Source organism: Spirosoma endophyticum (assembly GCF_900112365.1).
Lineage (GTDB): Bacteria > Bacteroidota > Bacteroidia > Cytophagales > Spirosomataceae > Spirosoma > Spirosoma endophyticum.
The window spans coordinates 12,412-27,497 of sequence record NZ_FOLQ01000014.1; the positions used below are offsets into that span (position 1 = coordinate 12,412).

At 51.1% G+C, this 15,086-nt stretch carries 10 protein-coding genes; 2 read left to right on the forward strand and 8 right to left on the reverse strand.

Going from position 1 to position 15,086, the window contains the following annotated elements; all coding sequences use genetic code 11:
* Positions 1 to 56: 56 nt before the first annotated feature.
* From BM202_RS25650 to BM202_RS25660, 3 genes are all read right to left on the reverse strand, one after another.
* A complete protein-coding gene (locus tag BM202_RS25650) occupies positions 57 to 1,127 on the reverse strand; it encodes an AI-2E family transporter (protein ID WP_093831562.1) in 1,071 nt (356 codons plus the stop codon).
* Between the two features lie 75 nt (positions 1,128 to 1,202).
* Positions 1,203 to 2,585: an L-serine ammonia-lyase gene (locus tag BM202_RS25655; protein ID WP_093831564.1), complete on the reverse strand. Its 1,383-nt coding sequence runs from the start codon at positions 2,583 to 2,585 to the stop codon at positions 1,203 to 1,205.
* Between the two features lie 121 nt (positions 2,586 to 2,706).
* The gene (locus BM202_RS25660) at positions 2,707 to 3,462 is read right to left on the reverse strand and encodes an oxygenase MpaB family protein (RefSeq protein WP_093831566.1); all 756 of its coding nucleotides are present in this window, start codon (positions 3,460 to 3,462) and stop codon (positions 2,707 to 2,709) included.
* A 509-nt stretch (positions 3,463 to 3,971) separates the two neighbouring features.
* On the opposite strand from BM202_RS25660, the gene BM202_RS25665 reads away from it, so the two are divergent.
* Positions 3,972 to 7,178: a SusC/RagA family TonB-linked outer membrane protein gene (locus BM202_RS25665; RefSeq protein ID WP_093831568.1), complete on the forward strand. Its 3,207-nt coding sequence runs from the start codon at positions 3,972 to 3,974 to the stop codon at positions 7,176 to 7,178.
* 14 nt (positions 7,179 to 7,192) lie between these two features.
* Complete coding sequence (locus BM202_RS25670) at positions 7,193 to 8,671, forward strand: RagB/SusD family nutrient uptake outer membrane protein (RefSeq protein WP_093831570.1); 1,479 nt, start codon at positions 7,193 to 7,195, stop codon at positions 8,669 to 8,671.
* A 165-nt stretch (positions 8,672 to 8,836) separates the two neighbouring features.
* Here the strand turns inward: BM202_RS25670 and BM202_RS25675 are convergent, their stop codons facing one another.
* From BM202_RS25675 to BM202_RS25695, 5 genes are all read right to left on the reverse strand, one after another.
* A complete protein-coding gene (locus BM202_RS25675; RefSeq protein WP_093831572.1) occupies positions 8,837 to 10,303 on the reverse strand; it encodes a phytoene desaturase family protein in 1,467 nt (488 codons plus the stop codon).
* Complete coding sequence (soxC, locus tag BM202_RS25680) at positions 10,294 to 11,568, reverse strand: sulfite dehydrogenase (RefSeq protein ID WP_093831574.1); 1,275 nt, start codon at positions 11,566 to 11,568, stop codon at positions 10,294 to 10,296. Before soxC ends, BM202_RS25675 begins: the two co-directional genes overlap by 10 nt.
* A gap of 2 nt (positions 11,569 to 11,570) precedes the next feature.
* Positions 11,571 to 12,167 (reverse strand): c-type cytochrome, encoded by a 597-nt coding sequence (locus tag BM202_RS25685; protein WP_093831576.1) that lies wholly within the window; start codon positions 12,165 to 12,167, stop codon positions 11,571 to 11,573.
* A 159-nt stretch (positions 12,168 to 12,326) separates the two neighbouring features.
* Entirely contained in the window at positions 12,327 to 13,208 is an 882-nt protein-coding gene (locus tag BM202_RS25690; RefSeq protein ID WP_093831578.1) for a DUF1684 domain-containing protein, read from the reverse strand.
* A gap of 149 nt (positions 13,209 to 13,357) precedes the next feature.
* Positions 13,358 to 15,067, reverse strand: coding sequence for a tetratricopeptide repeat protein (locus tag BM202_RS25695; protein WP_093831580.1), 1,710 nt, complete (start codon positions 15,065 to 15,067; stop codon positions 13,358 to 13,360).
* Between the last annotated feature and the right edge of the window lie 19 nt (positions 15,068 to 15,086).

Consider the following 15,086-nt stretch of genomic DNA (forward strand, 5'->3'; position numbering starts at 1 on the left):
TAGTATGTTACGTGCTGTAGATTAGTCTCCACCACGAGAATCACCACAAAAACTGATTACTTTTTACCCTGCTCGGCGGCTACTTCAACTTGTTCCTGGGCTAGGGCGACTTCCTTTTCCTGCTTCTTGTTTTCGCGTTCAAATACGTCGATCAACACAATGAAATAGGAGAGGAGCAACGGTCCGACGACCAACCCCAGTATGCCGAAAATCGGGACGCCCAGCACAATACCCGCCAACGTAACGAGTGGGTGAATGTCGCCCATGCGTTTGGCCAGCATGATACGTAGCAGATTGTCGATGTTGATAATCACGATAACACCGACCAGCAAAATGCCAGCCCCCTGGCCCGTATTGCCCTGCGAAAGCTGAATCAGCCCGGCGGGTCCCCAGACCAGGGGCGTTCCCAGTACCGGAATGAAGGCCATAAAAAATGCTACGGTACCCCAGAAAAGAGCATCGGGTACGCCAAAAATCCAGAGTGTCGCTCCCGTTAATACACCCTGTACTAAGCTGACCAAGGCTTGCCCCAGTACGTTGGCATTGACGTTATTTTTGAGGGATTCACCCAGTTCTTTTTGGGTGTCGCGCTTGAAGGGAAGGTATTTCTGTAGCCCTTTTTGAAAACTTTCCTGCTGCACGAACATGAAGTACAGCGTGAAGAACATCAGGCCGAGTATGACGATAAAGTCCAGTGCACCCCCCGCGATCGATGGTAAAATCCGGCTGGCATACGTACCGCCCTGGCGCAGAATAGTCTGAACGTTTTGCTGGCTGGTAATCTTGTAGCCGGTCAGTTCTTCGGCTTTCTTGACCAGATTCAGAATGTCTTCGGTATGCTGGCTGTAGTATTGAATTCGGTCGATGAGCAGCAGGCTCAGCGTCAGAAAAGGCATAATAATAACGACGACCGAGAAAATAATCAGGAGCGTTGTTACAAGGGATCGGTTCCAGTTGCGCTTGATAGCCAGGGCCGTAAACCAGGGTCGGAAGACAACGTAGAGAATACCCGCGCCCAGAAACGCCGATATGTAGCCGCTTAATCCAAATAAAATAAAACCAGCAATAATGATCAGGCTCGCGATGAGCAGAATCCGTTGTTGCTGGGGTGTGTAAATATTATTCATAGTTCAGTGCTAAATCACGTTAAGTCGTGACGTTCAATTAAAAACGGATTAATAGCACTGAATTGTTTAGAATACTTAACATTCGGTGGCACTGAGAGCCAATCCTGCTTCGGAAGTTTCCTTGTATTTGGTCGACATATCGCGGCCGGTGGCTTTCATTACTTTGATGACGGCATCGAGCGAGATCTTCTGGAACGAAGCCGCTCCCGATGTTGCCAGCAGGTAGGCGTTGTAAGCTTTCACGGCGCCCATGGCGTTTCGTTCGATGCAGGGGATTTGAACATAGCCGCCAATGGGATCGCAGGTCATGCCGAGGTGGTGCTCAATGCCTATTTCGGCGGCTGCTTCAATCGGGCCAATATCGCTAACGTTCTGAGCGCAGCGCGTTAAAAAAGCAGCCCCCATTGCCGAGGCTGTACCAACTTCCCCCATGCAACCCATTTCGGCCCCCGAAATACTGGCGTTATGTTTCACCAGAAAACCAATAGCCGCAGCCGCCAGCATACCCGAACGTAGCGTAGCCTTGTCGTAATGAAAATGATGTTTGGCTAAATACGTCAAGCCTGGAATGACGCCCGATGCACCCGAGGTTGGCGCCGTGACCACGATGCCACCCGCTGCATTTTCTTCCGAAGCGGCCAGGCAATACGCATTCAGGAAAATCAGGAAACTGTCTGAGGATTGGCTCATGCCCTTCGCCTGCTGAAACAGAATCGGCGCTTTTCGGCTCAGTTTAATGGAGCCGGGTAGGATACCTTTGTGCTTGAGGCCACGCCGGACGGCTTTGTGCATGAAATCTAAAATCTGGTCGAGTCGCTGATTGACTTCAGCGCGACTTCGGTTGGTCAATGCCATTTCATTGGCCATCAATACTTCATCCAGCGAAATATTATTGAGTTTAAGATGGGCTTTCAACTCGGTCATTGACCCATACGGATAGGGTACCGACAGACTTCCAGGAACCACTTCCGGCTCACCCTTCCGAATAATGAATCCACCCCCCACCGAATAATATTCTTCCGAATACAGTGTCTGCTCACCGGCTGCGAGACGTAGCACCATCGTGTTGTGATACGGCGAATCATAACGAACCCGCTCAAAATGAATATGTTGAGGACCAACGTCAATGGTTCGCTCACCTATAGGGACGGGATAAAGCACCGACGGATCGCGCAATAATTTCAGCATCGCGTCGGGGTCCGTCGTTTCAGGTTGCCAGCCAATCAGCCCGGCTATTACCGCCCGATCGGTGCCGTGGCCTTTGCCCGTTGCACTCAATGAGCCATATAGATGGATGTGAATGGCATCGGCTTGTTGTTGCATGCCAACAGGCAAGTTTGCCAACCGTTGCCGAAAGTCGAAGGCCGCTTTCATTGGTCCAATCGTATGCGAACTCGATGGCCCCGGCCCGACTTTAAACAGGTCAAATACGGACGTAGTAATAGGGGAGGAAGTCATGTTGATGAAGGCGTTTTTTGGTTTACCATATTTGATTCTTGGTAGGCTGACGCAAGAACTTGTGACGCCGTTCTGCCGGTGCGGTCAGCCTGCCAAAAACCGAATACGGTAAACTAATAATTTATCGGTCTAAGCTCCGAATCTGAGCAAGATACTCAGTTGGTAGCAGTATCCGCTGCACGACCGACCGTAAACCCAGTCGGTTGAAGGTCGAATACAGGCCAATGGTATAAACCAGTGGTGTTTTCCAGGGTAAACCCAATAGCTGACTCACCTGTTCTGGGACTAATATCGACTGTACCTGCCGGAGCAGATCATACCGCCAGTTGCCCAATTGCTCCCGATAACGCTGAAAGAGCTTATCGGTAAATTCACTACGTATCAAATCCCGGTTTAAGTGCGCTTCCCTATCAACTTTCCAGTCAGCATACGTATTTGGCAGACCGGGAACGTGCATGCCTGCGCCCACTTCCCGGAACGTACTGAATAACTCTTCGCGCTCGGGATCGGTAAGGGGTCGGTGCAGGGTTTCGTAAGCTCGTTGCGAGTAGTCGATTAGCATGTAAAGTACATCGCGGTAGGCCCAATCGGGAATCTGGTAGCCTCGTTTTTGCTCTACACCCCCATGAATAGCGCCCATGCGGGCAATCGTTTGACGCGCCTTTTCGTCCGTGGCAAACACAATCTCCTGGGCATAACGGACTGTCGAGAACAACCGGGCAATCGGGTCGGCGGGCAATTTGCCCGTATAAAACAGCCAGTCGACGGCCCGGTTCAGAGCGAACTCCGCTGCCGATCCGGCAAACACTAACAGAATTACATCGGCATCGCCCCAAATCTGGCGGACGATAGAGCCGGGTTTAACAAAGAAAGTCATTTGCGATTGCTGGCACGAGCCGTCGCCACACGGGTGGCCCTGTCGTGCCTTTAGTAGATAGCCTGCATTCGCTGGCGCGTATGATTCAACTGTCCAGTGCACCAGTCATTGCACAACAATAAGACAACGAATTGAACCGGTCAGTTCTTTTCAAAAGGGTCTTTTTAATCGCTCAGCCTATAGCTCAATAGTATCGGCAATGAGCTGGCAGCTTGCTGGGAAATTTCTGAATAAATACATTGTTCACTGCATCTGGTGAGGACGTGAGTTGTTGGGATGAATGGCCTAAGTCCTTGGGAATATTATAAAATATTGATTAATCAAGAATAAGTTGAATGATTAATAAGGGATAAATATACATTTATAAGATTTTGGCAAACTAAATAAAGGCAATATTTATATTAGGTAGATGGATATTTTTAGAGATAATATATTGACTTTGCCGATAATGTAATAATTTTACGGCCTTAATTAAAAATTGATTAAAGGCACTTTATCAGAAACACTTCATGAGAAAAATTTTATTCAACAGTTGGTTACTGACTATGCTGTTTTGTTTGCCTGTGCTGGCACAGGATGTTGCGGTGAGTGGCCGTGTTACGTCGTCAGAAGATGCCGCCGGATTGCCAGGTGTAAGTGTCCAGCTTAAAGGGACAACCCGTGGTACCACCACCGACGCTGATGGCAACTATCGTATCAGCGTTCCGGCCAGTGGCCATTTGGTATTCAGTTTTATCGGGTTTGCATCGCAGGATATTGCCGTTGGTAATAAGTCATCTATTACGGTAAGCCTGGTGCCCGACGCAGCTAATCTGGATGAGGTAATTGTTACTACGTTTGGTACGGCCAAACGGACCTCGTTTACGGGGTCGGCGGGTACGCTTTCCCCCGAGCAAATTCTAAAGCGTCCGGTCAGCAACCTGGGTCAGGCACTTTCCGGGGCCATATCAGGTGTTCAGACAACGGCCGGTACGGGACAACCCGGTGCGGCTCCGGATATTCGTATTCGCGGATTCGGGTCAATTTCTTCGGGAAACGATCCGCTGTATGTGGTCGACGGAATTCCTTATTCGGGGAATATTTCCAACATAAGCCCATCTGACATTGAAAGTGTTTCGGTCCTGAAAGATGCGGCCTCAACGGCACTCTATGGTTCCCGGGCCGCCAATGGCGTGGTGGTTGTCACAACGAAAAAGGGCCAGAAGGACCGTAGCACCATTAATGTCCGCTATACAAAAGGATTAAGTACACGGGGCTTGCCCGAGTATGACCGCGTAGGCGTAGGCGAATATTACCCATTGATGTGGGAAACGTATCGGAACAGCATTGCCTACCGGGCCACCAATCCCGTAGCGCTGGCAACGGCTAATGCAGATGCTACCGCCCGATTGATCAGCCTGGTGGGCTATAACGCCTATAACGTACCGGATAACCAGGTCGTAGATGTGAATGGCCAAATGAATCCGAATGCCCAGTTGAGGTTTTCGCCTGAGTCGCTGGACTGGGAGAAGCCGATCATGCGGCAGGGCAACCGGGACGAACTGAACGTAAGCTTTGCGGGCGGACAGAACAAATCCGATTATTTCCTGTCACTGTCGTATCTGAACGATAAAGGGTATCTGATTCGCTCCGATTTCGAACGTATCACGGGTCGACTCAATATCAACTCGCAGATAAAACCCTGGTTTAAGACAGGGGCTAATCTAGCCTTAACCTTAAACAAGTCGAATCAGGCCGATGCGGGTGGAACAGGAGGAAGCACTACGTTTGTCAACCCCTTCTTTTTCTCGCGTAACATCGGGCCAATTTATCCGGTCTACGCCTACGATCCGGCTAACCCAGGTCAGTTTCTGACCTTGCCTAACGGCGACAGACGTTGGGATTACGGTAACCTGACGTCTTTGGGACTGCCAGCCCGTCCTCAGTTCGGTGGACGCCATTCGGTGGCCGAAACGGTGCTGAATCAGAACTACCTCCGGCGGAATGTGGTCAGTGCCCGTGGCTACGCAGAGGTTTCGTTCCTGAAGGATTTTAAATTCACCGCGAATATTGGTACTGACCTTACGACCATTAATACGTATACCTACGGAAACCCTGAAATTGGTGACGGCGCTCCGGCAGGTCGTGCTACGCATGAATTTCAAAATATCAATAGCTACAACCTCAACCAGTTGCTGAATTACAACAAGTCGTTTGGTAAGAACAGCTTTGATGTGTTGCTGGGTCATGAAAACTTCCAGGTGGGCGACAATAACCTGACGGGTTCCCGTTCGCAACAAATCGTGGATGGCAACTACGAACTGGTTAATTTCACCACCACCACAAACCTGTCTTCGGTCGCTTTCCAGCGCCGGGTGGAAGGGTATTTTGCCCGGGTCAATTACGATTACGATCAGAAATACTTTCTTTCGGGATCGGTTCGGCGGGATGGCTCCAGTAAATTTTATCAGGATGTACGCTGGGGAAATTTCTATTCGGTCAGTGGGGCCTGGCGTATAGACCAGGAGGAATTCCTGCGATCAATTCCTACGATCAATGCACTGAAACTGCGGGCGTCGTATGGTCAGACCGGGAACGATGGCGGTGGCAATACGGGTCAGGATGCGCAGGACAACACGATTAGCTACTACGCCTGGCAGGCACTTTATGGACTGGGTGGCTGGAACAATGCATCAGAAGCTGGAATTTTGCAAACGAGCCTGGGTAACCGGAATCTGGCGTGGGAGTCGAGCAATGCGTTTGACGTAGCACTTGAGTTCAGCCTGTTTAAGGGCCGTGTATCGGGTACGGTTGAGTACTTCGATCGGCGGTCTTCCAACCTGATTTTCGCCGTTCCCCTGCCGTTGTCAGATGGTATATCGACCGTTACCCGGAATATTGGAACGATGTACAACCGGGGTGTTGAGATCGAACTGGGTATCGAGCCGATTCGCACGAAGGACTTCACCTGGCGTCTTGATCTGAATGCAACCAAGATCAAGAACAACATCACGAAGATGCCGGATGAGAATCCTGAAATTATATCTTCTAGCGACAATACCAAGAAACTGGCTGTTGGCCACTCTATCTACGATTACTGGCTGCGGGAGTTCAGAGGAGTTAATCCCGCCAACGGTGAGGTTGAATACCGGGCAGCTAGTTATATCGCCACTAACTCTCGTATCACCGAAGCGGGCGATACGCTTACAAGTAATGTTAACAACGCCCGGTACCACTACAGTGGAAGCTCCGTGCCAGCTATGTCAGGTGGCTTTACCAATACGTTCCGTTACAAGGGACTATCGCTTTCGGCGCTGTTCGTATACCAGCTAGGCGGAAAAACATACGACGCGGCCTATGCTGCCCTGATGAGTTCGGGTGGATATGGTAGCGCTAAATCGACAGATATCCTGAGACGGTGGCGGAACCCCGGTGATATTACCGATGTGCCCCGTATGGATGCCGCCCGTACCTCAGATTTTGATGCCCAGTCGGACCGGTGGCTGATCGATGCCAGCTACATGAACCTTCGTTCAGTAACGCTTTCGTATACGATTCCCAACGTACTGGCGCGTAAATTATTCCTGGAGAATGCCCAGGTGTATGTGAGTGGCGAAAACCTCCTCATCCTGTCGGGTCGGAAAGGAATGAACGTACAACAACAATTCAATGGCGTAACCGGCAATGTATTCAGTCCAGCCAAGAGCCTGGTACTGGGTGTTTCGTTTACACTTTAAGCTTTAAAGAACTCATGAAAAAAAGATATTTGACGCTGGTAATGGCGCTGGGCCTGTTGGCAACGGCCTGCGAAAAAGAATACCTGGAAACGTCACCGACTAACAATATTGATGCAGCGGCCGCCTTCTCGACCACTAAAAATGCAACTGCTGCCATCAATGGTATATACAGGGCCATGGTCGTACGGTATTTAAGTTCACAGGGCCATTTCGGGCATCCTGCCATGATGATCATTCTGGACGTTATGGGTGAGGATGTGCAGATCAATAATACGTCAAACACCTGGCATCTTCCCGAAATACGCTGGCAGGCGCACCGGTCGGAGACAGCCGTAGGCGACCAGTTGGCCTATGAACTCTATTACCGACTGATCGGGAATGCCAACATCGCTATTGCTAATATCGATGCGGCTGCTGGTGCACAGTCGGAGCGGAACCAGGTTAAAGGCGAAGCGCTGGGGATTCGGGCTTTTTCGTACTTCAACCTGGTTCAACTCTACGGGAAGCGCTATGATGCTGCGGCCAAGCCCAATAGTCAACTTGGGGTGCCGCTTGTATTGACGCCGACAACCGAAGGAATGCCCCGAGCAACAGTTGAGGAAATCTACACTCAGATCAATAAGGACCTGGTCGATGCAGCTGCCCTTCTGACCTCGACCCGTAGCTATAAGTCGCACATCAACCTAGAAGTGATAAAAGGATTTCAGGCGCGGGTGGCGTTAACCCAGCAGAACTGGGCCGATGCCGCCAAGTTTGCCGCTGATGCGCGTAAGCCCTATACGCTCATGAGTGTAGCGCAGTATCAGGAAGGATTTTCGGATATCAGCAATCCCGAATGGATGTGGGGATTTGATCACGTGGAAGATCAGTCGGAGTTCTTTGGCGCGTTTCACTCGTACATCTCCAGCAACTATAATTCCACAAACATTCGTGTAGACCCGAAACAGATCAATAGTGCGCTTTATGACCAGATTCCAGCTACGGACGTGCGCTCGAAGATGTGGGTTAAAACGCCAACGACGACCAACTCTGTAGTACCGACGGGTGGTATTCGGGTCCCTTACTTAAATCAGAAATTCCGGCTGCCGGGTACACCGTCCACCAGTGCTATGGGCGATATTCCCTATATGCGTGCTGCCGAAATGTACCTGATCGAAGCAGAAGCGCAGGCACGTCAGGGAAATGCCACGGCCGCGGCCACGGTGTTATTCGATCTGGTGAGCAAGCGTGACCCTTCCTATAAACTGTCTACCAAAACGGGTACGGCTTTGACGGATGAGATTATGTTCAATCGGCGGGTTGAATTATGGGGCGAAGGCGTTCGGTTTACGGACCTGAAGCGACTGAATCTACCCCTGAATCGAAACAATACCAACGCCAACTCTGCTGTAGTGGTACTCTTCGACGTACCTGCCGGCGATAAACAGTGGGAGTTTTTGATTCCACGAAGGGAGCTAAACGCGAACAAGGCAATCGTCCAGAATCCGCTGTAAGAATCTCTTGATAGGTTTGCCAAACGCGCTCGATGGAATAGTCTGTCGAGCGCGTTTTTGTTGCCGTAGAACGCCAATTCGTGCCAGTCTTTCGAATTTACTGTTTACGTCAGCAAGCTTATGCTCGTTGGAAGCCCATTTCCTTTTTTCTCGGAATTGTGAAGATCAACTAGTCGCTAACTGTATCGGCACAGGCAGACCGAATCCTTCGCGCAGGGCGACGCGGGCTGCGTGATAACCGCACATGCCGTGCACACCTCCGCCCGGTGGAGTAGACGATGAGCAGATAAAAATGCCCGGTGCCGAGGTTTTGTAGGGCGATAAGCTAACCACCGGCCGGGTGTACAATTGCCCGATGTCAATAATGCCGCCGTTGATGTCGCCACCGATATAGTTCGGATTGTAGGCTTCCATCTGAGTCGTGTTCATCGTATGACGATCCAGAATCCGGTCGCGAAAACCCGGGGCAAATCGCTCCACCTGCTGCTCAATGATCTCGGTTCGGTCGAGAGTCGAGCCATTTGGTACGTGGCAGTACGCCCAGGCAGTCTGCTTGCCTTCGGGCGCTCGGGTAATGTCAAAAAGGCTCTGTTGAGCCAGCAAAATGTACGGCCGGTCGGGATGTTTGCCGTCTGACGTCGCCTGTTCGGCTTCGGCAATTTCTTCGAACGTACCGCCCAGATGAACCGTCCCCGCCTGTTGGGCTTCAGGCGCGGTGAACGGAATGGGTCCGTCTAGCGCCCAGTCGATTTTAAAGACGCCCATGCCATAGCGATAGTTTTCTAACTGCTTGCGATAAATGGTCGAAAACCGATCTCCGGCAATGCTGAGTAACTGTTTCGGCGTAACATCGAACAAGACAACCCGCGTCGACGGAATGTCTTTCATCGATTTTACCAACGTATTGGTTTCGATTTTCCCGCCAATCGAACGGAAATAAGACGCCAGTGCATTCGCAATCGACTGGGAACCCCCTTTTGGAATCGGCCAACTGTAGAGATGTCCGGCCGTCATGAGTACCATGGCAATAGCCGCCGTGGTCAGGTTACTCAATGGCTGGATGGCGTGCGCGGCCATGCCTGCCAGCAATCCCCGCGCTTCCTTTGTCTTGAATCGCTTCACGAGTTGCGTAGCGGGCAAAAGCGCATCCAGCCCAAAACTGGCCATGTTGATTGGATGCTTCGGAAAACGGAGTGGTCCCAGAATATCAGGCGCCATCGACGGCCAGTTTCGCACAACGGGTTCCAGCAGATTCCGATACGTCTGTTCATCAATTCCCAGAGATTGGGCTGTCTCCGTTATCGAACGCTGTAGCGCAGCGGCAGTGCCACCATCAAACGGATGGGCGGCAGGTATCGGTGGTTCAATAAATTCCAGCCCATGTTCAGCGAGAGGTAAGGTTCGGAAAAAAGGCGAACCGACTGCCAATGGATGAATGGCCGAACAAATATCGTGCACAAAGCCGGGTTGCATGAGTTCGGCCGAGCGGAGGCCACCGCCAATGGTATCCTTCGCTTCCAGCACAAGGACCGACAAGCCAGCCCGTTGCATGGTGATGGCCGCACTCAGTCCGTTAGGCCCGGAGCCAACGACTACCGCATCGTAGTCTCGTTTGCCTGTTATTATTTCCATGTTTCAGGTCGGTGTAGCACGCGGCCGTCGCGTTTGATTTGCCAGGCCGTTATCGGGTTCAGGTGATAGCCGCCCATGTCGGGACCACGCGCTTCCAGCAACTGGCCAATAGTGGGTTGAATGTAACCCGTTTCGTCCGTAACGCGGCTCATAATTTCAGTTTCGTCCCCTTTCCACTGCCATAAATAACGAAAAGCCGTGTGCGCTTTATCTAAAATCGGGTCCTGCAACGTAGCAGAATGCCAGCTTTTACCCGCATCGGTACTTACATCAACCCGACTGACTTTCCCGCGTCCACTCCAGGCCAGCCCCCGTATCTCGATCCAGCCCGGTTGTACGGGGTTGGGGTAGGCCGGGAACGTAATGATTGAACGAGCGTCGATATCGAAACTGAACTGCCGGAATTTGCCCGGGCCGCGTTCGGTGTCTTTAATTGGCTCGGTGTATTTCGAGGTTTCTTCGCGGGTCATGTAGGGTTGATCCGACAGTTCAAGTCGCCGGAGCCATTTTACATTGGTGTTCCCTTCCCAACCCGGCAAAAACAAACGAACCGGATAGCCCTGCTCGGGACGTAGTGCCTCGCCGTTTTGGGCATAGGCGATGATGGCGTCGTCCCAGCCTTTTCTGATCGGAATACTACGTGTCATAACGGCCGCATCACCCCCTTCGGCAAGAAACCACGTAGCAACTGGTCTCACACCCACCTCCCGGAACAGCGTCGACAGCTTGACGCCCGTCCATTCGCTCTGGCTGGTCAGCCCGCAAATATCCTGCGGGCTAAGCGTTTCTTTTCCGGTACGAAAATTTCCGGAACATTCCAGAAAGGCGATGCGCGATACCGACGGAAAACGCTTTAAATCGGCCAGGTTGAACACCATTGGTTTCTCCACCATACCATGAATGAGCAATTCATGTTTGGCGGGATCAATGGCAGGGACGCCGTTATGGTGCCGTTCAAAATGCAGGTCCGACGGCGTCAACATGCCGTAGAGATCCTGCAAAGGGGTTCGGGAGGAAATATCGGACGGTTTCTTGGCTGCTTTCTCGAATAACGACCTCGTGCCGCGTTCGCCGGGTGGAACGCCTGGTCGTTTAGTTGGATCGTCGGCCGGAAAACTGGTTCCTGAAATACCAATCTGTACAGCTTTGGCGAATGACGTTTGGACGACAGCCACCGCAGCGGTTGCAGCTCCACCCAACAACGTCCGGCGACTGAGCTTTTTCGGTGTGGGCATGTTTGTCACCTGATTATCTGTTGATTTCATCGTTACCGGATTTCGGGACCACCGCGCCGGTCGTCGGGGAGGAATAAATTTTTGGCAGGCATGACGACCTTCGGCAATGTTTGAGCATTGATCACGGCTTTATCATTAATAATGTGACTGGCGTTGAGTAGAAATGCGGTCAGATTATAGACCTCCTCATTCGTGAGCGAACCCGGCTGGTTGAACGGCATAGCCCGCCGGATGTAATCAAAGACCGTAGTAGCGTAGGGCCAATAATTGCCAATAGTCTTCTCCGCTCGCTTACCCGACGCGGCTCCGCTCGTAACCAGCGTACCGCCAGGCCCACCACCACCGTCTGTGCCATGACAAGCTGCGCATTTCAGTGTAAAAATAGCTTTCCCAGCCGTAGCCGTTCCCGACCCGGCAGGTAGTCCTTTTCCATCGGGTCGTATGTCGATATCCAGCAGGGCAATCTCTGCTTGCGTCGCCGGCCGACCCAGACCAAAGCTGGCGGGCCAGGGTAACGTATCGACTCTACCTATGGCTGACCGCTCTTGTCCATTTGCCCGATAACCGCTATCAAGTGTTAAGAGCAAAAACGCTCCTACCAGGCAAGCGCCATACCTCGATTTCTTCATTCGTTGATTTTTTAAGTAACGACACTCTTGTTTTGGCAAAATCTACCCCACCCCCGGCCCCTCCCCTTTAACTAAGAGGAGGGGTGACTTGCGGATATTAGCTAGTGCTAGTAGCCCCTCCCGTGTTTTTCAGGGGAGGGGTAATTTATGAACGCTATCTTAATGATCGCCATACCGTTTTTCGCCGGCTGCAACGGCGACGGCCAGTTTATTCTCTTTGGGCGGTGTTGGGCAGGTAGCATAAGGTGTAAAAGCACAGGGCGGATTCGTTGCTTTGTTAAAATCCAGATACGTATATCCATCAGCGTCGGGGCCGGGCGCATCCAGGAATCGGCCACCGCCATAGGTTTCGTGTTTGTTGGTTTGATCGGCGAAAACAAAATGCAGGTGCTCAACGGTGCCGGTAGCGTCTAAGCTGTATTCTTTACCGTTCACTATAAACAACAATCTGCCAGGCGAATCCTGCTCGCTCACGCGCCCTGTGATGTCCGTAATCGCGATTTTTTTGCCAGCCGTCGGGATGAACTTAGCTTTGATCCGCCAATCGGTGCTGATTGGGTACGTATCAATTCCCTTGAACTCTTTCAAATAGGGGCTTTCCAGATCGCGCAGACGAACGGCGTATTTATCACCCCGCTGAATGACAAACCAGCGCAGCGATTTATGCTTGAGAACGAGCGGTTTTCCGGTATAGGGGAAAATATTCAGCTTCGTTACGGGTTTGTCGCCTTCATAAACCTGCGCTCCGGCACTGGTTTCAAGGGTGACTCTGCCCTTATTGAGGATGAATTTTCCTAATTGGGCATCGCTGTGATCGGATGGAAACACGATGGTGTTCTTGTCACTGCCTCCGAACGTATTGGCCCCTTCGTTCAGCCAGAACAGACCAGCCAGATTTAGCCAGCCATCTTCTTGCTTCAAGGCTTCTACTCGTTTTTCATGCCAGCTTTTGATTTCTTCTTCGTACCCGTTATCTGGTCTGAACGCCAGGATGGAACTGAGCAAAAGGAGGAAGAACCAGTAGGTTGATTGCGTTTTCATGAGCTTATGTTTAACTAGTTGAAACGATTTTATTTGTCACTAAAAGTTTTTGAACACAGAGGCACAAAGAACACAGAGGTTTAAATGATTACTAATCAGCTATTTGAAACTCTGTGTTCTTTGTGCCTCTGTGTTTAATAAATTTTTTACTACAGAGGAAACAAGTATTTATCTCCGTGTTGAGTGATCGCCTTGACGCGGGTTGCGTAGTCATTGGCTTTCGTCAGATCGCCTTTTTGTTTGTAGACCGTATACAGTCCCCAGTAGGCATTGGCCGAATTAGGGTGTCGTTCCAGCAGGGCTGTGTAGGCCGCAATCGCTTTGTCATACTTTCCCGCTTTCAGATGGGCTTCGGCCAGGCTAATCAGCACCGGACGGGCATAGGTTGGCGGTTCGCTATAGCCGAGTTCATCCTCCTTTTTCTTCGCTTTTTCCAGCAGGGCAATCGCTTCGGCGTATCTATTCTCGGCGCTTTTGATAACGCCCTGCAATTCCAGCGACGCTACGTTTAAATCGCTGATTCGCCGGGTCGAAATCACCTCGTCCAACGATAGCTGGTTACTGTTCCGCCAAAGCGACGCGTCGAGGGCATCGGCCTGTTTTTTAGCCTCGCCCAGCTTATTTTTTCGGACGGCATCCATGCCCGAAGCGAAATAGAAAAGTCCATCTTTGTAGGCCATTGCTTTGGTCGAGTACAGGCTGTCCTTGTCCAGTTGAATGGCCGCCAGTCGAGTGGCCGCTTTGTCGTAAAACCCGAAGCACAATTCCATTTTGACGGGCGCAATGACACCCTGATAGAAAAAACGGCCTTCGTATTTCTGCTTCCGCTCTTTGGTGGCAGGCATGTTTTTTAACTTCTCGGCGTAGTATAAAGCCGTCGCGTACCGACCATCTTCGGCACAATTGGAGAGCAAGTAATTGATGTTGTGGATGTAGTTCCAGGCATCTACCTCTGGAATGTGTTGCTTTTTCATGTAGGCCGAATCCACCGCCAGCGAGGCCGTAAAGGCGTCATAGGCTTTTTTGTAATCGCCCACTTTGTAATAAATATGACCAGGCATGTGAACCATGTGCCCCGAAGCAGGGGCCAGCTTCGGTAGGAGTTCCGAACTTTTTAGCGCCCGTTCCGGACAGCAGTTTTCCATCAAATGAATCCAGTAATGATGCACGGCGGCATTATTGGGATGGGTCTTTAGCAAATCACGTAGCAAATACTCGGAGTAAAGCTGACCTTCGCGCGGGTTCATCGCGGCATCGTAACCGCCCATTTTACTCAGGGCCAGAAACAGCTTTGCATCAACATCTTCGGGGTATTTGTGAATGATTAGTTCGAGTTTCTTCTGGTAGCCCGATTTTCCGTTTTCGCTATCGGCATCACGTACTAAAATGCCTTCGGCGTAGAGTTTTTCGTGGTCAGACGCTACGTTTTTCAGGGCCTTCAACTTCCTGATCGCCAGTTTTTTGTCAGCCTCAAAATCGGTGCCCTCAATAGACCCAATAGCACTGCATAACCCCCAATACGGCATGATTGCCGTTGAGTCGTGACGGATGGCTTCTTTGAACGCACGATACGCTTCAAAATCCCAAAAGCAGTGCAATAGGGATACTCCCTGGCTAAAAAAACGCTGCGTTTGCGGTGATGCCGTCTTTATTTGTAGCTCGGACGTACCGATTCCGGGGATCAATTCGGGTGCGGGCAGGTTATGCACAAAAACCGTTTCCTTTCGGTAATCCTGGATATGGTTCAAATGATCATGACTTTCGCCATCGTGCGCTTCGTGCTGATGCTCCGCTTGCCGAACGCGCTGCCCCAGGGCACTACAGGCGAGCAGACAGAATACTAAAAGGTGAAGTTTCATAGAATCCACAGAATCAAAT

Bases quoted from the DNA above. Each gene is read 5' to 3' on its own strand.
- BM202_RS25690 (WP_093831578.1), bottom strand. From the start codon at position 13,208: ATGAAAACGCAATCAACCTACTGGTTCTTCCTCCTTTTGCTCAGTTCC.
- BM202_RS25670 (WP_093831570.1), top strand. From the start codon at position 7,193: ATGAAAAAAAGATATTTGACGCTGGTAATGGCGCTGGGCCTGTTGGCA.
- soxC (WP_093831574.1), bottom strand. From the start codon at position 11,568: ATGAAATCAACAGATAATCAGGTGACAAACATGCCCACACCGAAAAAG.
- BM202_RS25675 (WP_093831572.1), bottom strand. From the start codon at position 10,303: ATGGAAATAATAACAGGCAAACGAGACTACGATGCGGTAGTCGTTGGC.
- BM202_RS25665 (WP_093831568.1), top strand. From the start codon at position 3,972: ATGAGAAAAATTTTATTCAACAGTTGGTTACTGACTATGCTGTTTTGT.
- BM202_RS25650 (WP_093831562.1), bottom strand. From the start codon at position 1,127: ATGAATAATATTTACACACCCCAGCAACAACGGATTCTGCTCATCGCG.
- BM202_RS25660 (WP_093831566.1), bottom strand. From the start codon at position 3,462: ATGACTTTCTTTGTTAAACCCGGCTCTATCGTCCGCCAGATTTGGGGC.
- BM202_RS25655 (WP_093831564.1), bottom strand. From the start codon at position 2,585: ATGACTTCCTCCCCTATTACTACGTCCGTATTTGACCTGTTTAAAGTC.
- BM202_RS25695 (WP_093831580.1), bottom strand. From the start codon at position 15,067: ATGAAACTTCACCTTTTAGTATTCTGTCTGCTCGCCTGTAGTGCCCTG.
- BM202_RS25685 (WP_093831576.1), bottom strand. From the start codon at position 12,167: ATGAAGAAATCGAGGTATGGCGCTTGCCTGGTAGGAGCGTTTTTGCTC.